Raw genomic sequence first — 20,437 nt, forward strand, 5'->3', positions numbered from 1 at the left:
TTTTTGTGAGATTATAGAGGCATTGTTTCAACTCACCGACGAGTAGAAGGCAGGGGATACCCATGAAGAGAAACCCGAAAGTGCTCTCGATAGTGCTGGCAGGTGGCGAAGGCACGCGTCTGATGCCGCTCACCCGTGATCGAGCCAAGCCGGCCGTGCCGTTCGGCGGCGTGTTCCGCCTGATCGACTTCCCGCTGAGCAACTTGGTGAACTCTGATTTCCGCCACATCATCGTGCTCACGCAGTACAAGTCCCACTCACTTGACCGTCACATCTCCCAGGTCTGGCGCTTCTCCTCGCTGCTCGGTAACTACGTCTCCCCCGTTCCCGCCCAGCAGCGTCTCGGCAAGCACTGGTATCTCGGCTCCGCCGACGCCATCTATCAGACGATCAACATCATCGAGGACGTCAAGCCCGACATCGTGGTGATCGTGGGCGCCGATCACGTCTACCGCATGGACTTCCAGCAGATGGTGGAATCGCACATCGAATCCGGCGCCGAGTTCACGGTGGCCGGCATCCGCCAGCCGATCAGTCAGTCGAACCAGTTCGGCGTGATCAATACCGATCCGAACCATCCGGGCCTCATCACCCACTTCGAGGAGAAGCCCGCCACCACGCAGGGCCTGCCGGACGATCCGTCGATGATGCTGGCCTCCATGGGCAACTACGTCGCCAACACCGACGCCCTGTTCGATGCGCTGCGCAAGGACGAGAAGGCCAAGGACACCAAGCACGACATGGGCGGCGATATCGCCCCCTACTTCGCCTCTCGCGGCGAGGCCGGCGTCTATGACTTCACGACCAACGAGATCCCCGGATCCACCGAGAAGGATCACGCCTACTGGCGTGACGTGGGTACGATCAAGCAGTTCTACGATGCCCACATGGATCTGATCGCCTACGTGCCGGAGTTCAATCTGTACAACACGGATTGGCCGATCTACACCTACTCCGGATCGCTGCCGCCGGCAAAGTTCGTGCACGCCGGCCGTGACCGTCTCGGCCACGCCACCGATTCGATCATCTCCCCCGGCGTGATCATCTCCGGTGGTGAAGTGCATCATTCGGTCATCTCCCCGAACGTGCGCATCCACTCCTGGTCGCAGATCGTCGATTCGATCCTGTTCAACAACGTCACGATCAACCGTCGTGCACGCGTGTACAAGGCGATTCTGGATAAGAACGTCGTGCTCACGGAGAACGCGACCGTCGGCATCGACACCGAACGCGATCTCGAGCGCGGCTTCACGGTGACCGCCGAAGGCATCACCGTGGTGCCGAAGGGTACGATCGTCACCGACTGATCCATTCCTGTGAGGACATGAAAAAGTCCGAACCCCCATTTGTCATGGCGGGTTCGGACTTTTTTCGTAGACGAAGATCATACGCCATACGAACACATTACAAAAAGGGGACGCTCCGAAGAACGTCCCCTGTATCAGGATCGTCGATCACGCACCGTACGTGGGCAGGTTGTTGAAGTTGAAGCCCAATGCGGAAAGCTGGGCCTGACCCTCGGGAGTGATCTTGTCGATCGTCCACGGCGGAGTCCACGTCCAATCGATGCGGAACTCCTCGACCAGTCCGGCCAGCACGCTCGCGGTCTCGTCCTCGATGAGATCGGTGAGCGGGCACGCCGGCGTGGTGAGGGTCATGGTGATGATGGCCCTGCCGAGTTCATCGATCTCGATGCCGTACACCAGACCGAGATCGATCACGTCAATGCCAAGCTCGGGATCGATGACCTGATGCATCGCCTCACGCACATCCTTGGCGGTGGCGCGGCCGATGTCGTCCACAGCCTTCAGTTCGATGCCGCCGTCCTCGGGATCCTCTCCCCCGCAACCGCATGCACCGTGGTCGTTGCCGCAGCCACAGGTGTCGGCCGCAGCAGCCGCGGACTCATCGCCCTTGTTCGCCTGCACACTGCCGGCGAGATTCGGGTTCGCCATCACCTGACGAGCCGCCTTCTCATCACCCAGTGCACGTTCCACGGACGCGAAGATCGAATCCGTGGGCTCGGGTACCAGATTGCTGTTATCGCCCATTTACGCCTCCTTTGCGTTCATCTGAGCCAATGCCTGTGCCATGGAGTCCTTCAGACCCTCCCATCCGAGCAGTGCGCACTTGATGCGCATCGGATAGCGGGAAACACCCTGGAAGACCACGGCGTCGCCGAGCTCCTCCTCCATCGCCTCATCGTCAAGACCGGCTCCACGTGATTCCATAAGCTTGTGGAATGCGTGGAACAGCTCCATGGCCTCGTCCACGGTCTTGCCGTCTACAAGATCAACCATAATCGAAAGGCTGGCCTGCGAGATGGAACATCCCTGACCATCCCAGACCAGATGCTCGATGTGCTGGGGTTTGCCGTCGGTACCATCGGAGATCTCCACGCGCACGGTGACTTCGTCGCCGCAGGTGGGGTTGAACTGATGGGACTGCGCCGGCACACAGTACTCGTGGGTCGCGCTCAACGTGCTTTCACCGGCGCTGAGGCTATCCACGCCAATGGTCGCCTGCTGACCGTCTCCGGCGGTGAAACTCACCTTGCCGTGCGGTGTTTTCGAAGCCTCGAGGATGACCTCCTGATACATCTGCTCGAGCTCTTCGCTACTCATTCCGTAATCTGCCATGCCCTCTAACCTAGTGGCGCGCCCTGACTTGGACGCGCCGTACTTCTTCCAGCGAAAATGATGGCGATGATGAACGAGATCGGTCCCGTCCGCGTCTCAGACGCGGAAGAAGGCACGCACCTTGCCGACGGCCTCCACCAGCGCCTGGGCATCCTGCACCGAGTTGTACACGCCGCTCGACGCACGGTTGGACGCGAACAGTCCAAAATGACGGTGCACCGGCTGGGCGCAATGATGACCCACGCGAATGGCGATGCCCTGCGCATCGATGAACTGGCCGACGTCATGCGGGTGAACGCCCTGCACATCGAAGGCCACCGTACCGATGCGGTTCACGTTCTCGCGCGGTCCGAGGATGCGTACGCCGTCGATGTCACCAAGCTTGAGCAGTTCAGCGGCGATGGTCTTCTCATGCGCCTCGATGTTCTCCATGCCCACGGCACGCATCCAATCGGCGGCCACACCGGCGGCCACCACCTGGGCGACGGGCTGGGTGCCAGCCTCGAATCGAGCCGGCGGCGCCATGTACTGGGCCGGCTTGTCCATCCAGGCCAGCTCGACCATCGATCCGCCGAAGTTGGCCGGAGGCAGGGCCTCGAGCAGCTCACGCTTGCCGTACAGGAATCCGACGCCGGTAGGTCCGTACATCTTGTGGGCGCTCCAGGCGGCGAAGTCCACGTCCAGCGCATGGAAGTCCACGGCCAGATGCGGCACGGACTGGCAGGCATCAAGAATGAAGATCGCACCCACCTCATGCGCACGGCGGATGATCGGCGCGATGTCGGTGATGGCGCCCGTGGTGTTGCCCACATGGGTGATGGCCACGACCTTGGTGCGCTCGGTGATCACTTCATCCGCGGTGTCGGAACGTACGCGCCCTTCCTCGTCCAGATCGAACCACTTGAAGGTGGCGCCGGTGCGAGCGGCAAGCTCCTGGAACGGCAGCAGGACGGAATGATGTTCGGCCTTGCTGACCACGATCTCATCCCCGGGCTTGAGTGCGAAGCGCTTCGCCGCGTCTCCCCCACGACCCAGCGAAGCGTTGCCGATGGCGGTGGCCAGTAGATTCAGGCCTGCCGTGGCGCCGGCGGTGACGACGATCTCCTCCTCGCCTTCCGCCGCATTCGCTCCGACCAGTGCGGCGACCTTGGCACGAGCCTGCTCGAACGCCTCCGTGCTCAACGCGGCCAGTTCGTGCGCTCCACGGTGCACGCCGGCGTTGATGGTCCTATAGAACTCGGACTCCGCGTCGATGACCGTCTGGGGCTTCTGCGACGTGGCCGCCGAATCCAGATACACCAGCGGATGACCATGGATCTGCTGATCCAGAATCGGGAATTCCCCCCGAATAGCCGCAAAATCAACCATAATTCCCCCTAATTTATCCTTTTCGCTTCAGTAAGCCAGTAGTTGTACGTGAGCCGAGGGGCGGGACGCATGATGTTCGACTGTAGGCTCGGCCAAACGGCCTTGAGTGTGTCGCACATCATGCGTCCCGCCCCTCGGCGACCAACCAAGTACCTTACGCCAGGGCGCTTTCGGAATCCGCGCCCTCCGGCAGATACTGGTCGTAGCCGTTCTCCTCCAGCTCGTCGGCCAGCTCGGGGCCGCCGGTCTTCACGAAGTGGCCGTCGGCGAACACGTGCACGATGTCGGGCTTGATGTACTTGAGGATGCGGGTGTAGTGCGTCACCATCATGATGCCAAGGCCGGTGTTCTCCTTGGCACGGTTGACGCCTTCGGACACAATGCGCAGGGCGTCGACGTCGAGGCCGGAGTCGGTCTCGTCGAGGATGGCGAACTTGGGCTTGAGCAGCTCGAGCTGCAGTACTTCGGCGCGCTTCTTCTCACCGCCGGAGAAGCCTTCGTTCACGGAACGGGATGCAAACTTCGGATCCATGCGCAGCTTCTTCATCGCCTCGCCGAGCTCCTTGGCCCAGGTACGGATGGCCGGCGCCTTGCCGTCCACCTCGGTCTTGGCGGTGCGCAGGAAATTCGTCATGGACACGCCCGGCACTTCCACCGGGTACTGCATGGCCAGGAACAGGCCGGCCTTGGCACGCTCGTCCGGGGTCATCTTCAGCAGGTCGACGCCATCGAGCAACGCCTGGCCGGAGTCCACCTCGTACTTGGGGTGGCCGGCCAGCGTGTAGGCCAGGGTGGACTTGCCGGAGCCGTTGGGGCCCATGATAGCGTGGGTCTCGCCGGAGTTGACGGTGAGGTTCACGCCCTTGAGGATCTGCTTGCGTCCGTCCTTGGTCTCCACCGAGGCGTACAGGTCCTTGATCTCCAATGTGGACATTTCAAAATCTCCTATTTCGTCGTTACTTGTCTTCGAGGACCTGTGCCATGGCTGCGCTCTCGCCCTTGGCGAGCCTGCGGTCGATGACGGTCATCAGATGTTCGGAAATGGACGGGATGCCGATTTCTTCGATCAGTTCGGCGAAGAATCCGCGTACCACGAGCTTGCGAGCCTCGGTTTCGGGAATGCCACGGGACTGCAGGTAGAACAGCTCCTCGTCGTCGAAGCGTCCGACGGAGCTGGCGTGGCCCGCACCCACGATGTTGCCGTTCTCGATCTCCAGGTTCGGTTCGGAGTCGGCCACGGCGCCCGGGGTGAGCACCAGGTTGCGGTTGAGCTCGTAGGAGTCGGTGCCGGGGGCGGTCGGTTCGATCAGCGCGTTGCCGACCCACGTGGAGTGGGCGTCCTTGCCGTCGAGCGCGCCCTTGTAGACCACGCGGGACTTGCATTCGGGGTGGTTGTGCACCACCATCGTGCGGTGCTCGATGTGCTGTCCGGGATCCACGAAGTAGATGCCGAGCATGTTGAGATCACCCTGGGGACCGCCGAAGTCCTGGTCCATGCGGATACGCACCACGTCGCCGCCGAGCGTGACGACGGAGTGGCGCAGGCTGGCGCCTTCGCCCACATGGATGCGATGGTTGCCGACGTGCTTGCTGGTCTTGTCCCATTCCTGCACGAACGTGGTGGAGATGTGCGAATCCTTGCCGGTGGTGATCTCCACGCCTTCGGCGAGACGGGCATGGCCGGTGTGTTCGATGATCACGTCGCCGTGCGCCTTGTCGTCGGCCTTGATCACCAGATGCAGAGCGTCGAGCTCGTCGCCGGCGCCGGTGATCTTGATGAGCACGGGCACGGCGAGTTCGCCGGTCAGCTCCACCACGGTGGCAGTGGAGCCGGACTGCCATTCGACGGCCGACACGCGGTCGTTCGGCTTGGAGACGGTGCCGGAGGGGGCTTCGCCAATCGCGGTCTGGTACAGCTTCACGTTGTCCGCCGCGAGCTCGGTGCCGTCGATGGTGGACACTTCGATCGTGGTCTCGCCACTGGGCTTGAACACGTCGAAGAACTCCGTGATGCGGTCGACGGGAGTGAAACGCCAATCGTCCTGCTTGCGCGTGGGAACGGCGAAGTCGCCGGCCTCGAACGAACGGATCGCCTTATCCGCGCTGGACGGCATGAGGGCCGGCACGGCGTAGGGATCATTGAGGTCAGCGACGGGAATATTGAGTTCGGCGGCGATGTCACGCACGGTGCCGTCGCCGACGGTTTCGACCTTGTTTTCGTCTGTCATCGGTATCAGCCCACCGATCCTTCCATCTGCAGTTCCACCAAGCGGTTGAGTTCGAGCGCATATTCCATGGGCAGCTCACGGCTGATCGGCTCGACGAATCCACGCACGATCATGCCCATGGCCTCCTTCTCCTCAAGGCCGCGGCTCATCAGGTAGAAGAGCTGGTCCTCGGAGACCTTGGAGACGGTGGCCTCGTGGGCCATGGAGACGTCGTCTTCACGCACGTCCACATGCGGGTATGTGTCGGAACGGGAGTAGTCGTCGACCAGCAGCGCGTCGCAGACCACGGAGGAGCTGGAGCCCTCGGCGCCCTTGACGATCTTGACCAAGCCACGGTACGCGGAGCGTCCACCGCCACGGGAGATGGACTTGGCGACGATGGTGGAGCTGGTGTGCGGGGCCAGATGGATCATCTTGGCGCCCGTGTCCTGATACTGTCCCTTGCCAGCGAAGCCGAGCGACATGGTTTCCGCCTTGGCGTACGGTTCGGCGAGAATGCAGGCCGGGTACTTCATAGTGGCCTTGGAGCCGATGTTGCCGTCGACCCATTCCATGGTGCCGCCCTCACGCACGTAGGCGCGCTGGGTGACGAGGTTGTACACGTTGTTCGACCAGTTCTGCACGGTGGTGTAGCGCACGCGGGCGTGCTTCTCGACCACGATCTCCACGATGGCGGCGTGCAGCGAGTCCTCGGACCAGATCGGGGCGGTGCAGCCCTCGACGTAATGCACGTAGGAGCCTTCGTCGGCGATGATCAGCGTACGTTCGAACTGTCCCATGGCCGGGGTGTTGATACGGAAGTACGCCTGCAGCGGGATATCCACGTGCACGCCCTTCGGCACGTAGACGAACGATCCGCCGGACCATGCGGCCGTGTTGAGCGCGCCGAACTTATTATCCTCCGGCGGCACCACGGTGGCGAAGTACTTCTTCACCAGATCCGGGTATTCACGCACGGCGGTATCGGTGTCGACGAAGATCACGCCCTGCTTCTTGAGATCCTCCTGAATGGAGTTGTAGATGACCTCGGACTCGTACTGGGCGGCCACGCCGGAAACCAGACGCTTCTTCTCGGCCTCGGGGATGCCCAGTCGATCGTAGGTGCTGCGAATGTCGTCGGGCAGCTCGTCCCAGCTCTTGGCCTGCTTGTCGATCGGCTTGACGTAGTACTTGAAGTCGTCGGCGTTGAAGCCGGAAAGGTCCACGCCCCATTCGGGCATCGGCTTCTCGAGGAACGCCTTGTATCCGCGCAGACGCATGTCGAGCATCCACTCGGGCTCGCCCTTGTCGGCGGAGATGGCCCTTACCACGTCCTCGTCGATGCCTCGCTTCGCGGCCTCGCCGGCGGCATCGGAATCATGCCATCCGTAGCTGTAATCGCCGAACTGCGAGATGATCTCGTCATCCTGCTTGATCTTGTCCTCGTTGACGCGGGAACGGTCGGCCACATACTGGCTCATCTCCACGTCAGCCGCCGCGGAGCCCTTGTCCGGGGTCTCCTGCGACGTCATTTCATCCGTCACCTTGAGTTTCCTCCCATCGTCCGGCGTGATCATGGACGCCGGAGCCTTGACGAAAGTGCTTTCTGTCAGTAGCAAACCTAACAGAACATCACGAACAACACTAATCGGCATTCCGTGAATTATCCATCGGCAAACGTGAGAAAGATTACAAAGCCGCTGTGTCCGTCGGACGCGGAATACGACGAAGCCCGCCGTATGCGTAATGCACGGCGGGCTTCATAGCTCATCGGCGGTCGTCGAACCGATCGGTTGGATCATGGATTGACCGACGAGCCCCGATCAGTGCGTGGCCTGATGATCGAGCGCGGCCTTGACCAGACCGGCGAACAGCGGGTGCGGCTTGGTCGGGCGGGACTTGAACTCCGGGTGGGCCTGCGTGGCGATGTAGAACGGGTGCACGTCCTGCGGCAGTTCCACGAACTCGGTGAGCTCGCCGTCCGGGCTCTGGCCGGAGATACGCAGACCGGCCTCGCGCAGACGATCCTTGTAGGCCACGTTCACCTCGTAACGGTGACGGTGACGTTCGGTGACATGCGTGGTGCCATACAGCTGTGCGGCGAGGGAGCCCTCCTCCAGCACGGCCGGGTAGCTGCCCAGTCGCATGGTGTGGCCCATGTCGCCCTTGCCGGCGACGATGTCCTTCTGCTCCTCCATGGTGGCGATGACCGGGTTGGCGCAATCCGGCTCGAACTCGGAGGAGTTGGCATCCTCGAGGCCGAGGACGTGGCGGGCGTATTCGATGACCATGGACTGCAGACCCAGGCACAGGCCCAGAGCGGGCAGACGGTGCTCACGGGCGTACTTGAGGGCGCCGATCTTGCCGTCGATGCCGCGGATGCCGAAGCCGCCGGGGATCACGATGCCGTCGACGTCGGCCAGCGCCTTGGCGGCGCCTTCCTCGGTCTCGCACTCGTCGGCAGCGACCCATTCGACGTTGACCTTGGCCCAGTTGGCGAAGCCGCCGGCCTTGATGGCCTCGGTGACGGACAGGTAGGCATCGGGCAGATCGATGTACTTGCCCACGATGGCCACGTTCACCTCATGCTTGGGGTGGTGCACACGGTCGAGCAGGTCGGACCATTCGGCCCAGTTCACATCGTGGAACGGCAGACCGAGCTCACGCACCACGTAGGCGTCGAGACCCTCGTTGAACAGGGTCTTCGGCACGTCGTAGATGCTCGGGGCGTCCACGCAGTTGACCACGCCCTCCTCGTCCACGTCGCACATGAGGCTGATCTTGTCCTTGATGGACTGGGACAGCGGACGGTCGGAACGCAGCACCAGAGCGTCGGGAGCGATGCCGAGCTGACGCAGCATCATGACGGAATGCTGGGTGGGCTTGGTCTTCAGCTCGTGGGCGGCGGCGATGTACGGCACGAGAGACACGTGCACGAACATGCAGTTGTCGGAACCGATGTCACGACGCACCTCGCGGGCGGCCTCCAGGAACGGCTGGCTTTCGATATCGCCGACGGTGCCGCCGATCTCGGTGATGATCACGTCGACGTCGTCGGACGCCTGGGCGCGCATACGGGACTTGATCTCATTGGTGATGTGCGGAATGACCTGCACGCACTGGCCGAGGTACTCGCCGGCGCGTTCCTTGCGCAGCACCTCCTGATACACCTGACCGGTGGTGACGTTGGCTTTCTGGGAAAGGAACACGTCAAGGAAGCGCTCGTAGTGGCCGATGTCGAGATCCGTCTCTGCACCGTCCTCGGTCACGTAGACCTCGCCGTGCTGGAACGGGTTCATGGTACCCGGATCAACGTTGATGTAAGGGTCGAGCTTCTGCTGAAGCACATGGATGCCACGACTACGGAGGAGTCGGCCGAGGGATGATGCCGTGAGTCCCTTGCCGAGCGACGACACAACTCCGCCGGTGACGAAAATGTGCTTGGTGATGTGCTCTTGCGCGATGCCATGTTTTCTTCTAACCATGGAATTTCACTTTATCATCGCCTTGAGACGCGGCGTGTTCGCAGTCGGCTCAGCGATCGTGTTCATGCACGACCGCTGAGCCGACTGGAGTGAGCGTTATCGAATTCGTTCAGGCGTTGACCGTTCAGCCGTTGACGATGTGCGCCACGGCCTCGAGGGCGAGCCGGTATCCGAAGAAGCCCATGCCGGTGATGGTACCGGTGGCCACGGGGCTGATCACGGAGCGCTTGCGGAACTCGTCGCGGGCGGACGGGTTGGAGATGTGCACCTCCATGAGCGGCAGTCCGGCGTCGCCGACCATGTGCGCGGCGTCGGACAGCGCGTACGAGTAATGGGTGAACGCGGCGGGGTTCATCACCACCGGGGTCTTCTCGTCGGCGGCCTGATGCATCCAATGGACCATCTCGGCCTCGTCGTCGGTCTGACGCACCTCCACGTCGAGACCGAGTTCCGCACCCCACTCGGTGCACAGGCGGCGGAGCTCCTCAAGATCCTGACGGCCGTAGACATCCGGCTGACGCACGCCGAGGCGACCGAGATTAGGTCCGTTGACAACGATGACTTTGGTCATGTTCTTCTCCTTTGCTGCCGTTACCGCTGAATGCGGCGGAAGGCCTCTTCAACGGCATCGGCCGGCGGGTTGTCCAGATGGATGACATGTCCGGGGCGATCGAGCACCACGAAGCGCAGCATGTTGCCGCGGGCCTTCTTGTCTCGGTGCATGAGTGCGAGCACGTCCTCGAAGCTGCCGCCGTCCCACGAGGTCGGCAGGCCGAGCGAGGACAGCAGCGAACGATGGTAGTCCACGAGATCCTGATCGATGTAGCCGAGCAGGTGGGCCAGTTCGGCGGCGTAGACCATGCCGACGGCCACGGCGTTGCCGTGACGCCAGCGGAAGTGCTCGAGCTTCTCGATGGCGTGCCCCATGGTATGACCGTAGTTGAGGAACTCGCGCAGTCCCTTCTCCTTGAGATCGGAGGAGACGTGATGCGCCTTGACCCGCACGGTACGCTCGATGAGTTCGGCGATCACATGCTCGAGCTCGTCGGACACGTGCTCGGGATCGAAGGTGCGCAGCGCCTCGGCGTTCTCCTCGAGAATGCGCAGGATCTCGGTGTCCATGATGAAGCCGGACTTGGCCACCTCGCCCAGACCTTCGACGAAGATGTCATTCGGCAGCGTGGCGAGCGTGGTCAGGTCGGCGAGCACGCCGGCCGGCGTGTAGAACGAGCCGACCAGGTTCTTGCCGGCCTCGGTGTTGATGCCGGTCTTGCCGCCCGTGGACGCATCGACCATGGCCAGCAGCGAGGTCGGGCAGTTCACGTAGCGGATGCCACGCATCCAGGTGGCGGCGACGAAGCCGGCCAGATCGGTGGCCGCGCCTCCACCGAGACCCACCACGGCGTCGGAACGGGTGAAGCCCTCCTCACCCAGACGCTTCCAGATGCCGTTGGCCACCTCGATGGTCTTGCCGGCTTCGGCGTCGGGGATGGTGATGTCGGACACCTGATAGCCGGCGCGACGCAGCAGCGTACGCGCCCGGTCGGAATGTCGCTGGACCGGCGTGGTGTGGATCAGGGCGATGCGTACCGGCTTGTCGCCCAGCACCTCGGCCAGATGATTGCCCACATGTGCGCCAATGCGCACGTCATACGGATCCGCACCCGTGACGTGCACCACACGTTCATTCGCGGAATCGGCGATGTTCTGTGCCGCCTGCATAGGATTCTTTCCTTTCGTATGCACAATGCAATTCGCCAGACGTTCAAATACCGGGCGACGCTGGGAATAGAGCTTCCGCCATTTCTTCGCAGCGCCGTCGGCCAGAAGGGGCCTGTTGCCGGAACGGGATGCGCGGGCGATGGCCTCGTTAGGATCCGCGTCGAGGTAGGCGACGGTGCCGCCCTCCCCGATATAGGACTCCAGCGCGTCATAGACCCGGTCGGTCATCGGGGCGCCTCCACCCAGTGACAGCACACCGTCGAAATCGTGCAGATATTCGAGGATCGTGTCCGCCTCGATGCGACGGAACTCCGCTTCGCCTCGGGTCTCGAAGATCTGAGGGATCTTCACGCCTTCGCGTTCCTCGATCTCCACATCGGAATCCACGAACTCCACGTCCAGCAGTTCGGCCACATCCTGACCGATGCGGGTCTTGCCCGCTCCCGGCATGCCGATGAGCACGGCCTTGGGAATCAACGTCATGTCAGGCTCTCCCCCTAACGCATGTGCTCGGGCCAGGATGCCAGATAGGCCTCGGCGTTACGGCGGATCTCGTCCACCGAATCACCGCCGAACTTCTCCAGCACGAACCGAGCGAGCGTCAGACGGACCATGGCCTCGGCCACCACGGATGCGGCGGGTACGGCCGTGGTGTCGGAACGCTGGTTGATGGCCTGTGCGGTCTCTCCGGTCAGCACGTCCACGGTACGCAGCGCACGCGGAATCGACGGAATGGGCTTCATGGCGGCGCGCACGCGAATCGGCTGGCCGTTCGACATGCCGCCTTCGATGCCGCCGGCACGGTTGGACAGACGGGTGATGCGGCCGTTCTCGTCGGTCACGATCTCATCGTGGGCCTGAGAACCGGGACGGACCGCCTCAAGGAAGCCGTCGCCGATCTCCACACCCTTGATCGCCTGGATGCCCATGACCGCACCGGCCAGAGCGGCGTCGAGACGACGATCGGACTCCACGTAGGTGCCCAGTCCGGCGGGCACGCCGTAGGCCAGCACCTCGATCACGCCACCGACCGTATCGCCGCTCTTCTTGATCTCGTCGATGCGGGCCACCATGCGGGCCTCGCCTTCCTTGTCGAGGGTGCGGACCGGAGACGCGTCGAGCGCCGCCACATCGTCGGGGGTCGGCAGCGGGGCGTTGTCATCAACACCGGCACCACCAATGGAGATCACATGGGCGACGGTACGAATGCCCAGCGTCTGTTCAAGGAACTTGGCGGCCACGGCGCCCAGCGCCACACGGGATGCAGTCTCACGCGCGCTGGAGCGTTCCAGCACGGGACGGGCGTCGTCGAATCCGTACTTGCGCATGCCGGTAAGATCGGCGTGACCGGGACGCGGACGGCTCAACGGCGCATTGCGTCCCTCACGAGGGATATCGTGATCAAGCGGATCGGCGCTCATGACCTCGGTCCACTTGGGCCACTCGGTGTTGGCGATCTCAATGGCGACCGGGGAACCCAGCGTGGAACCGTGACGCACGCCGGTGAGCATGCGCACCTTATCCTCTTCGAACTTCATGCGGGCACCGCGTCCATACCCCAGACGGCGGCGCGCCAACGCGTCCTTGATGTCCTGGGATGTGACGGCCACGCCGGACGGCAATCCCTCGATCATGGCCACCAGCGCCTCGCCATGTGATTCTCCAGCCGTCTGCCAGCGCAACATCTCCCGCTCCTTTGTCAACGTATATTTCCGGTCGAACGTTTGTCGTTCAACCTCGGTATATCTTACGAGTAATGACGTACCTTTTCATTCCTACAGCAGTAGCCGGATTTGTGGTGACGTGTACCGATATACGGACACGTCGGGTGCCACGTGCGGTGATCGCAGCCGGTCTGCTGACGCAGGTGATATGCATGGTCGCATGGTGTGCGGTGGCAGGACGATGGTCGCCGTTGATCATAGGTTTGGGTCTTGCTCTGGGATCCGCGGCGGTGCAGCTGCTGCTGGCGATGATCCGTCCGGGAACGTTGGGATTCGGCGACGTGACATGCACGCTGATGATGGGGCTCGCCGTGGGATGGTTCGGCGTGGAGGCCGTGTTGGTCTGGTGGCTTCTGATGGGAACGCTCGGCCTGCTCATGCTGGGCATACAGCAACGCCGGGGCAGGGATTCCATTCCCTTTGCCCCGGCGATCGTGCTGTCCGCGGTGATCGTGGTGCTGGCGTTCACGCTCTGATTCGTGTCGCCGCAAGCCCGCAAAATCCAACGGCCTAGTTCTCGGCCTCCCATGCCTCGTATTCCTTGGAGAACTGCTGGAATTCGTTCTCGTCGGCGGTGAACTTCGTTTCACCCGTATCGAGGTTGACGGTCACGAAGTACAGCCAGTCGCCTTCCTCCGGATTCATCGCAGCCTTGATGGCGTTGTCGCCCGGCTGATTGATGGGGGTTGGCGGCAGTCCCTTCTGGGAACGGGAATTGTAGGGATTGCTGGTGTCGTTGAGCATCGCCTTGGTCAGTGCACGCGGTTCGACGTTGTTGCCGTAGGCGATCACGGAATCCATACCGAGCGGCATGTCCTTGGCGAGTCGGTTCTCGATCACCCGGGTTACCTTGCCGTAGTAGTCGGACTTGTTCACCTCGCCTTCGGCGATGGACGCGATCTTGAGGATGCGCTCCCTGTCGTCGCCGGTGGGCACGCCAAGCTGGTCGAGCTTGGTGATACGCTTCTCGACCATCATCTTCATGATGGCTTCGGCCGACTTCTGATCCTTGACGTTGTAGTTTCCGGGTTCCAGCCAGCCTTCGAAGCTGCCTCCCGCCTCGGCGGGAAGAATGCCGTCGCCCTTGTTGTCAATGATGGCTTGGAATTCCGAACGGTCGATGCCAGAAAGTTCGGCGGCCTGATCCAGCACGGCGCTGAGCCGCTCACCGGAATTGACCACGAGGAAGCCCTTGGCCTTGCTGGAATCGGTAAGCACCTTCACCACAGCGTCGGCCTTCATACGGTACTTCAGTTCGAACACGCCCGGCTGCAGATGATTCTCAAGACCGGCGTTACGCACCGCCTGCTGGAATGCCGCGCTGGATTTGACGATGCCTTTCTTCTCCAGATTGTCGCCGATCTGCACGCTGTTCTGGCCGCTTTCCACGGTGAACTCCACATCACCGGAGCCGGGACCGGGATAGTCCGCGGCCTCGGTACGGGTGACCTCCACGGCGTTACGGACCGCCCCCAGTTTGGAGAACAGCAGCCAGCCGCATAGACCGACCAGAACGACGAACACCACCGCGATGATGACCTTGATCTGCCGGGCTCGCTGCTGCTTGCGCCGATACTTCTGCATCTCCTTGCGGGAGCGAGGAGGACGCGGAGGGGTGTTGGAGGCGGACTCGGGCTCACCGTCCCCGCCGACCCATTCGGCCTGTTCAGCGAAAAAGTCCTGCATATCGTCGTCGGCCATCAAACCTCCATACCCGCTATATCCGTGCGTTTGCGCGCGTTCGTATCCAAAGCCTCCTGCAGCAGCACCACGGCGGACTGCTGGTCTATGCTCGGCCGATGGTCACGGGTCCTGAGCCCGGCCTCGCGAAGCTGACGGTGCGCGTCGACCGTCGTCAACCGTTCGTCCAACAATTCTACCGTGGCGGCGATGCCGTCCTCGTCGAGACGGCGTTCCAAGGCCTTGGCCCAGCGTCGAGCCTTCTTGGCGCTTTTGCCTTCGGTGCCATCCAATTGCAAAGGATGGCCTACAACCACATGAATGATGCGCTCGTCCTCGATGACGTCGAGGACATCGTCAAGCGCATGAAAATAATCGTCTCCCCATACCTGCACATTGCCGATGGGGTGCGCGAAGGTAAGCTCCGGGTCGGACTTCGCGAGTCCGACCCGGGCGTTACCGAGATCCACGCCCAACCAACATGACATGGAATACTCCGTCCCGCTGATCAGTGCTTGAGCACCTGGGCCTTCAGGGACGAGAGGGCCTCATCGATCTTGGTGGCGTCCTGACCGCCGCCCTGGGCGAAGTCGGGCTTGCCGCCGCCACCGCCGCCGAGCGTCTTGGATGCGGTACGGACAAGATCGCCGGCCTTGATGCCGGTGCCACGCGCGGCCTCGTTGGTGGCCACGATGATCACCGGATTGCCATTCTCGCCTTCACCGGCGAGAGCCACCACCAGCGGCTTGGATTCGCCGAAACGACCACGAATGTCCATGACGGACTTGCGCAGGGCATCGACGGAGCCGAAATGGCCGACGTTCTTCACTGCCACGGCCACGTCTTCGGCGGAATCCTTGGCGGTCTCGAGGATCTGCGGCACCTGGGCGGCGAGGTTGCTCTCGTACATGGCCGCCAGACGGCGATCGGATTCCTTGAGCTTGGCCAGCAGAGCGTTGACGCGATCGGCCAGCTCGTCCGGACGGGCATTGAGCTTGTCGGACAGCTGGGAGACCAGCGCATGCTCGCGGGCGTGGAAGTCGTAGGCGCCCTGGCCGACGACGGCGTCCACACGACGCACGCCGGTGCCGACGGAGGCCTCGGACATGATGGACACGGCACCGATCTTGCCGACGTGGTCGACGTGGGTACCGCCGCACAGCTCGCGGCTCCAGCCGTCCTCGCCGATGGAGACCACGCGCACGATGTCGCCATACTTCTCACCGAACAGGTGCATGGCGCCAAGGGCGATGGCGTCGTCGAACTTCATCTCCTGGGTGGTTACGGCAAGGTTGTCACGCAGACGGTCGTTCACACGAGCCTCGACGGCGTTCATGACGTCCTTGCTCGGGGCCTTGCCCCACTGGAAGTCGAAGCGAAGCCTGTTCGGAGCATCCTCGGAACCACGCTGGGTGGCCTGCGGGCCCAGTTCCTCGCGCAGCGCCTTGTGCACCATGTGCGTGGCGGTGTGGGAACGGGCGATGGCGCCACGACGCTCCTGATCGATGGTGGCGGTGACCTTGGCGCCACGGACCAGCGTGCCTTCGGTCAGGCGGCACTGGTGCACGGTCAGGCCCTTGATCGGGTGCTGCACGTCGTCGACCTCGAGCACGGCGCCGTCATCGGTCAGGATCTCGCCCTGATCGGCGAGCTGGCCGCCGGCCTCGGCATAGAACGGGGTGCGGTCGAGGATGACCTCGATGGTGGCGGGGGCGCTGACGGCCGCCACGGAGCCCTTGCCCTCCTGAATGATGCCCAGCACGTTCGAGCGGCTGGAGAAGTCGGTGTAGCCGAGGAACTCGAGCGGCGCCTCAAGCGTCTTCTTGAAGTCGTCGTACACGGACAGATCCACGTTGTGGCGCTTCTTCAGCGCGTCGGCGCGGGCGCGGGACTTCTGCTCGTTCATGAGCTCGCGGAACTTGGCCTCGTCTACCTTCACGCCCTGTTCGGCGGCCATCTCGAGCGTCAGCTCGATCGGGAAGCCGTAGGTGTCGTGCAGGGTGAAGGCGTCCTTGCCGGACACCACCGGATCGGCGCCTTCCTTCTTGGCCTTCTTCACGGCCACGTCGAGGATGGACGTGCCGTTGTCGAGCGTGCGACGGAAGGCATCCTCCTCGGCGTACGCGGATTCGGAGACCTCGTGGAACGTGGTCTCAAGCTCCGGGTAGCTGGGGGCCATGGCGTTCTTGGACACGGGCAGCAGGTGCGGCATCACCTCGTCGGTGACGCCCAGCATGCGCATGGAGCGCACGGTGCGACGCAGCAGGCGACGCAGCACGTAGCCGCGGCCCACGTTGCTCGGGCGCACGCCGTCGCTCATGATCATCAGAGCGGAACGCACGTGGTCGGCCACCACGCGGAAGCGCACATCGGCGTCGGCGTTCTCGCCGTACTTCAGACCGGAGAGGCGCTCGGCCTCCTCGATCACCGGGTAGACCTCATCGGTCTCGTAGATGTTCTCCTTGCCCTGCATCAGGTAGGCGAGACGCTCGAGGCCGGCACCGGTATCGATGTTCTTGTTCTCCAGCTCGCCCACGATGTGCAGGTCGGTCTTGGACTTGACGTTGTCGACCTCGTAGTTTTCGAACACGAGATCCCAGATCTCGATGAATCGGGTCTCGTCGGCGGCGGGACCGCCGTCCTTGCCGTACTGGGGACCACGATCGACGTAGATCTCGGAGCAGGGGCCGCCGGGGCCGGGGCCACCGGTGGTCCAGAAGTTGTCCTCCATGCCGAAGATCTGCATGTGCTCGGGGTCGAAGCCCTCGTTCTTCCAGATGGAGCGGGCTTCCTCGTCATCGGTGTAGGTGGTGACCCACAGCTTCTCCGGGTCGAAGCCGTAGCCGCCCTCGCTCTGCGGGGAGGTCAGCAGCTCCCATGCGAAGTGAATGGCCTCCTCCTTGAAGTAGTCGCCGAAGGAGAAGTTGCCCAGCATCTGGAAGAAAGTGCCGTGGCGGGTGGTCTTGCCGACTTCGTCGATGTCGAGCGTGCGCACGCACTTCTGGTTGCTGGCCATGCGCTTGCGCGGCGGCGTCTGCTCACCGAGCAGGTAGGGGATGAACGGCACCATGCCGGCGATGGTGAACAGCGTGGTCGGGTTCGGCGAGATCAGGGATGCCGAAGGAACGACCAGATGGTCATGCTTCGAGAAGTAATCCAGATATCGCTTGGCGATTTCCGATGTGCGCATGGACGTGCGACTCCTTTAATTGATTGGCTTGCGGGCACGGCGATCGGCCCGCGAAAATTATTGATGCTGATCGCGGCGGACTGGGCCTGCGATCGACTAGCGGGCGGTCCGTTCGATGAATTCGCGGTTGAGCTGGTCCTCACGGTCTCGACGATGCTGCTGGAAGTCGTCGAACAGGGCCTGCACCGTCTGCAGGGTGATGGGCGGCTGCTCCTCATCGGGACCGAACACGAACTGTCGTGCCGGTTCGGGCGTGTGGGCCTTCACGTAGGCCTGTGCCTTGGTCACGGCCATGATCCCGATGCCCACGCCGAGCGAGACCCAGAAGATGCGTTTGAACATGCTACTCCCCCTTGGATGCGTCGGACAGCGGCGACGGCTCGGTATGGCGACCGGCTGCGCGACGGTTCAGGAAGTCCTGCGCCGTAGCCTTGAGAGCCCACACGGCGGAGGCGGCCTTGATCACCGGCTTGCCGAGGAACGATCCATACAGGTCGGTCAGTGCACCGACGTTCGTGGCGGAACGCTGCGCGGCATCGGAGATGGTGTTGACATCCTCGAGGGAACGATTGACCTTCTGCACGGTGGTCACGCCCTCGTCAAGGGCGGGAAGCGCATGGTCTCCGGTGTCCTTGACGGTCTGTGCGATCTGATCGAACAGCTTGCCCAGACGAATCAGTGGGTAGATCATGAATCCCGCCAGAATGGCGAACGCGATGGCCGCGATCAGGCCGGCGATCTGACCGATATCCATTGCCGAATACCTCGTTTCCTTGACAACTTCCCGCGTCCCGGACGCAATACAAATCCAAAGGCTATCACCTACGGCGAACAGTACCGTTATATTCGCCTATTCGCCGCAGGCGGTTCACGCTCGGCTCACTGATTGTAGGAGACGATGGTGATGCCGCCGCCGTCCAGCGGACGGGTCGGATCGTAGTCGAGCACGGTGACGCTGCCGTTCGCCGGGCGTTCGCTCAGATCGTAGCCGGCAGGCGCGAATCGATGCATCAGGCTGAGCAGCGTGTTGCCATGGGAGATCACCAGCACGTCGTCGCCGTCCTTGAGTGCGGGGTTGGCGGCGATGATGTCGAAGCCGCCCTCCACACGCCGCCAGTATTCGGTTTCGCTTTCGGCGTCATGGAACGGATCGGCTTCCTTGAGGAAGTCCTTGGTGGCACCGAGACCGAACTTCTCCACGATGGCGTTGTAGGTCTTGACTCCATGCGGCGCGCCGGCGGCGTACCATGCCATGGCCATGTCGAGGCCTTCGTAGTAGCCGTAGAACTGCTCGCGGAAGTGCATGTCCACGGTCAGTTCGGGACGCTGATGGCCGGCCTGCTCGTTGATGTCGAGGATGGATCGTGCGGTCAGTTCGGCGCGGGTGGTATCGGAGCAGTAGGCCGCCGCGAAATCGAGACCCTCCAGCTTATGGCCGGCCTTTTCGGCGTCGGCGATGCCGGATTCGGTCAGCGGTGAGTTCGACCAGCCCTGCAGACGGTTGTACCGGTTGAAATAGGTCTGTCCATGACGGACCAGATGCAGATGAAACGTCATAGCTTTGATTATCCCACGCTCAGCCCGCGATGGGCTTCCACCGGGGCATATCGTCGTTGCGAAGTTCCTCGGGACCGTTCTCCCAGTCCGTCAGTCCCGCAATGGCCGGACCGGTGTTGAATTCGTCGAGCGTCCACCGCAATGCGCCGTCACCGGCGAATACGGGAGTGAGTCTCGACCAGAAGGCATTGCGCATGGATCCAAGATTGCTGAGATTGTCGGGGTCCATGCCGACCAGGGTCTCGATGGTGGCCACGATCCAAGATCCGTGCCCCACGATGACCAGCGTGGTCTCCCGTTCCTCGTCACGGGATCGGGAGACGATGTCGATCACCGCGTCCGCGCCACGCCGACCGACATGGGTGCGGCTTTCCACCCCGTACTTGGTCTCGCCGCCGGTATGAGCCTTCCAGGACGCGTAGGCTTCGGCATCCATCGCACGCATTTCCGGTCGGGTCAGTCCCTCCCACCGTCCGAAGGCGCGCTCTCGCATGCGTTCGTCCAGCTCGACTGGCAGACCGAGGATGTCGGCGAACGCGTGAGCGGTCTGCTGGGCACGGAACAGGTCGGATGCCACCACTTTCAGGGTTTTGCGGGCCGCAGACGCCTTGCGGTATTCCTCGGTGCTGCTCGGCCGCGCCGCCTGCGGTCCCGGCTGCGGCAGGGTTTCGGGATAGTCGGCAATGCGACTGACCTTGGCCCAGTAGTATCGCCGGGCCAGCTCGTATCCGGTCTGATCGGCCTGCCATTGGCCGACGATGTCGAGCGGAACGTCGATCTGCCCCTGCAGCCGACGTTCAAGATTGAAGCAGGTACGTCCGTGTCGCACCATCACCACTTCGGTAATCATCGTGTTCCATCCATT

The 20,437-nt window shown here is 62.7% G+C and carries 19 protein-coding genes; 2 read left to right on the forward strand and 17 right to left on the reverse strand.

The window, feature by feature from the left end; all coding sequences use genetic code 11:
- The first annotated feature begins 62 nt into the window (after positions 1–62).
- A complete protein-coding gene (gene glgC / locus D2E23_RS01055; protein WP_126029152.1) occupies positions 63–1,307 on the forward strand; it encodes a glucose-1-phosphate adenylyltransferase in 1,245 nt (414 codons plus the stop codon).
- A 147-nt stretch (positions 1,308–1,454) separates the two neighbouring features.
- Here glgC and D2E23_RS01060 read toward each other — a convergent pair whose 3' ends face one another.
- The 10 genes from D2E23_RS01060 to aroC form a co-directional block, all read right to left on the reverse strand.
- The gene (locus tag D2E23_RS01060) at positions 1,455–2,051 is read right to left on the reverse strand and encodes a metal-sulfur cluster assembly factor (protein WP_126029153.1); all 597 of its coding nucleotides are present in this window, start codon (positions 2,049–2,051) and stop codon (positions 1,455–1,457) included.
- Entirely contained in the window at positions 2,052–2,639 is a 588-nt protein-coding gene (sufU, locus tag D2E23_RS01065; protein ID WP_126029154.1) for a Fe-S cluster assembly sulfur transfer protein SufU, read from the reverse strand.
- Between the two features lie 96 nt (positions 2,640–2,735).
- Complete coding sequence (locus D2E23_RS01070; RefSeq protein WP_126029155.1) at positions 2,736–4,007, reverse strand: SufS family cysteine desulfurase; 1,272 nt, start codon at positions 4,005–4,007, stop codon at positions 2,736–2,738.
- 154 nt (positions 4,008–4,161) lie between these two features.
- Positions 4,162–4,941 carry a Fe-S cluster assembly ATPase SufC gene (gene sufC, locus D2E23_RS01075; protein WP_126029156.1) on the reverse strand — a complete coding sequence of 260 codons (780 nt, stop codon included), beginning with the start codon at positions 4,939–4,941 and terminating at the stop codon, positions 4,162–4,164.
- A gap of 22 nt (positions 4,942–4,963) precedes the next feature.
- Positions 4,964–6,235: a Fe-S cluster assembly protein SufD gene (gene sufD / locus D2E23_RS01080; RefSeq protein ID WP_126029157.1), complete on the reverse strand. Its 1,272-nt coding sequence runs from the start codon at positions 6,233–6,235 to the stop codon at positions 4,964–4,966.
- Positions 6,236–6,240: 5 nt separating this feature from the next.
- Positions 6,241–7,746 (reverse strand): Fe-S cluster assembly protein SufB, encoded by a 1,506-nt coding sequence (gene sufB / locus D2E23_RS01085; protein WP_093959391.1) that lies wholly within the window; start codon positions 7,744–7,746, stop codon positions 6,241–6,243.
- A 291-nt stretch (positions 7,747–8,037) separates the two neighbouring features.
- Positions 8,038–9,699 carry a CTP synthase gene (locus tag D2E23_RS01090; RefSeq protein WP_126029158.1) on the reverse strand — a complete coding sequence of 554 codons (1,662 nt, stop codon included), beginning with the start codon at positions 9,697–9,699 and terminating at the stop codon, positions 8,038–8,040.
- Between the two features lie 124 nt (positions 9,700–9,823).
- Positions 9,824–10,270, reverse strand: coding sequence for a type II 3-dehydroquinate dehydratase (gene aroQ, locus D2E23_RS01095; protein ID WP_126029159.1), 447 nt, complete (start codon positions 10,268–10,270; stop codon positions 9,824–9,826).
- Positions 10,271–10,290: 20 nt separating this feature from the next.
- Positions 10,291–11,904 carry a bifunctional shikimate kinase/3-dehydroquinate synthase gene (locus D2E23_RS01100; protein ID WP_126029160.1) on the reverse strand — a complete coding sequence of 538 codons (1,614 nt, stop codon included), beginning with the start codon at positions 11,902–11,904 and terminating at the stop codon, positions 10,291–10,293.
- 14 nt (positions 11,905–11,918) lie between these two features.
- A complete protein-coding gene (gene aroC, locus D2E23_RS01105; RefSeq protein ID WP_126029161.1) occupies positions 11,919–13,106 on the reverse strand; it encodes a chorismate synthase in 1,188 nt (395 codons plus the stop codon).
- Between the two features lie 143 nt (positions 13,107–13,249).
- Here aroC and D2E23_RS01110 point away from each other — a divergent pair, with 143 nt between their 5' ends.
- Positions 13,250–13,621 (forward strand): peptidase A24, encoded by a 372-nt coding sequence (locus tag D2E23_RS01110; protein WP_241227163.1) that lies wholly within the window; start codon positions 13,250–13,252, stop codon positions 13,619–13,621.
- A gap of 34 nt (positions 13,622–13,655) precedes the next feature.
- Here the strand turns inward: D2E23_RS01110 and mltG are convergent, their stop codons facing one another.
- From mltG to D2E23_RS01145, 7 genes are all read right to left on the reverse strand, one after another.
- The gene (mltG, locus tag D2E23_RS01115) at positions 13,656–14,846 is read right to left on the reverse strand and encodes an endolytic transglycosylase MltG (protein WP_126029163.1); all 1,191 of its coding nucleotides are present in this window, start codon (positions 14,844–14,846) and stop codon (positions 13,656–13,658) included.
- Positions 14,846–15,313 (reverse strand): Holliday junction resolvase RuvX, encoded by a 468-nt coding sequence (gene ruvX / locus D2E23_RS01120; RefSeq protein WP_126029164.1) that lies wholly within the window; start codon positions 15,311–15,313, stop codon positions 14,846–14,848. The genes mltG and ruvX overlap by 1 nt, the downstream gene beginning before the upstream one ends.
- A gap of 20 nt (positions 15,314–15,333) precedes the next feature.
- The gene (alaS, locus tag D2E23_RS01125; protein ID WP_126029165.1) at positions 15,334–18,015 is read right to left on the reverse strand and encodes an alanine--tRNA ligase; all 2,682 of its coding nucleotides are present in this window, start codon (positions 18,013–18,015) and stop codon (positions 15,334–15,336) included.
- Between the two features lie 96 nt (positions 18,016–18,111).
- Positions 18,112–18,357 carry a hypothetical protein gene (locus D2E23_RS01130; protein WP_126029166.1) on the reverse strand — a complete coding sequence of 82 codons (246 nt, stop codon included), beginning with the start codon at positions 18,355–18,357 and terminating at the stop codon, positions 18,112–18,114.
- A 1-nt stretch (position 18,358) separates the two neighbouring features.
- On the reverse strand, positions 18,359–18,769 hold the full coding sequence (locus tag D2E23_RS01135; RefSeq protein ID WP_126029167.1) for a DUF948 domain-containing protein: 411 nt from the start codon (positions 18,767–18,769) through the stop codon (positions 18,359–18,361).
- 125 nt (positions 18,770–18,894) lie between these two features.
- A complete protein-coding gene (locus D2E23_RS01140; RefSeq protein WP_126029168.1) occupies positions 18,895–19,572 on the reverse strand; it encodes a histidine phosphatase family protein in 678 nt (225 codons plus the stop codon).
- Positions 19,573–19,591: 19 nt separating this feature from the next.
- Positions 19,592–20,422 carry a histidine phosphatase family protein gene (locus D2E23_RS01145; RefSeq protein ID WP_126029169.1) on the reverse strand — a complete coding sequence of 277 codons (831 nt, stop codon included), beginning with the start codon at positions 20,420–20,422 and terminating at the stop codon, positions 19,592–19,594.
- Positions 20,423–20,437 lie beyond the last annotated feature (15 nt).

The sequence above is a fragment of the Bifidobacterium callimiconis genome (assembly GCF_003952005.1).
In the GTDB taxonomy this organism is placed as follows: domain Bacteria; phylum Actinomycetota; class Actinomycetes; order Actinomycetales; family Bifidobacteriaceae; genus Galliscardovia; species Galliscardovia callimiconis.

Coding starts and splice junctions, on each gene's coding strand:
- glgC (WP_126029152.1), top strand. CDS start 63: ATGAAGAGAAACCCGAAAGTGCTCTCGATAGTGCTGGCAGGTGGCGAA.
- D2E23_RS01060 (WP_126029153.1), bottom strand. CDS start 2,051: ATGGGCGATAACAGCAATCTGGTACCCGAGCCCACGGATTCGATCTTC.
- sufU (WP_126029154.1), bottom strand. CDS start 2,639: ATGGCAGATTACGGAATGAGTAGCGAAGAGCTCGAGCAGATGTATCAG.
- D2E23_RS01070 (WP_126029155.1), bottom strand. CDS start 4,007: ATGGTTGATTTTGCGGCTATTCGGGGGGAATTCCCGATTCTGGATCAG.
- sufC (WP_126029156.1), bottom strand. CDS start 4,941: ATGTCCACATTGGAGATCAAGGACCTGTACGCCTCGGTGGAGACCAAG.
- sufD (WP_126029157.1), bottom strand. CDS start 6,235: ATGACAGACGAAAACAAGGTCGAAACCGTCGGCGACGGCACCGTGCGT.
- sufB (WP_093959391.1), bottom strand. CDS start 7,746: ATGACGTCGCAGGAGACCCCGGACAAGGGCTCCGCGGCGGCTGACGTG.
- D2E23_RS01090 (WP_126029158.1), bottom strand. CDS start 9,699: ATGGTTAGAAGAAAACATGGCATCGCGCAAGAGCACATCACCAAGCAC.
- aroQ (WP_126029159.1), bottom strand. CDS start 10,270: ATGACCAAAGTCATCGTTGTCAACGGACCTAATCTCGGTCGCCTCGGC.
- D2E23_RS01100 (WP_126029160.1), bottom strand. CDS start 11,904: ATGACGTTGATTCCCAAGGCCGTGCTCATCGGCATGCCGGGAGCGGGC.
- aroC (WP_126029161.1), bottom strand. CDS start 13,106: ATGTTGCGCTGGCAGACGGCTGGAGAATCACATGGCGAGGCGCTGGTG.
- mltG (WP_126029163.1), bottom strand. CDS start 14,846: ATGGCCGACGACGATATGCAGGACTTTTTCGCTGAACAGGCCGAATGG.
- ruvX (WP_126029164.1), bottom strand. CDS start 15,313: ATGTCATGTTGGTTGGGCGTGGATCTCGGTAACGCCCGGGTCGGACTC.
- alaS (WP_126029165.1), bottom strand. CDS start 18,015: ATGCGCACATCGGAAATCGCCAAGCGATATCTGGATTACTTCTCGAAG.
- D2E23_RS01130 (WP_126029166.1), bottom strand. CDS start 18,357: ATGTTCAAACGCATCTTCTGGGTCTCGCTCGGCGTGGGCATCGGGATC.
- D2E23_RS01135 (WP_126029167.1), bottom strand. CDS start 18,769: ATGGATATCGGTCAGATCGCCGGCCTGATCGCGGCCATCGCGTTCGCC.
- D2E23_RS01140 (WP_126029168.1), bottom strand. CDS start 19,572: ATGACGTTTCATCTGCATCTGGTCCGTCATGGACAGACCTATTTCAAC.
- D2E23_RS01145 (WP_126029169.1), bottom strand. CDS start 20,422: ATGATTACCGAAGTGGTGATGGTGCGACACGGACGTACCTGCTTCAAT.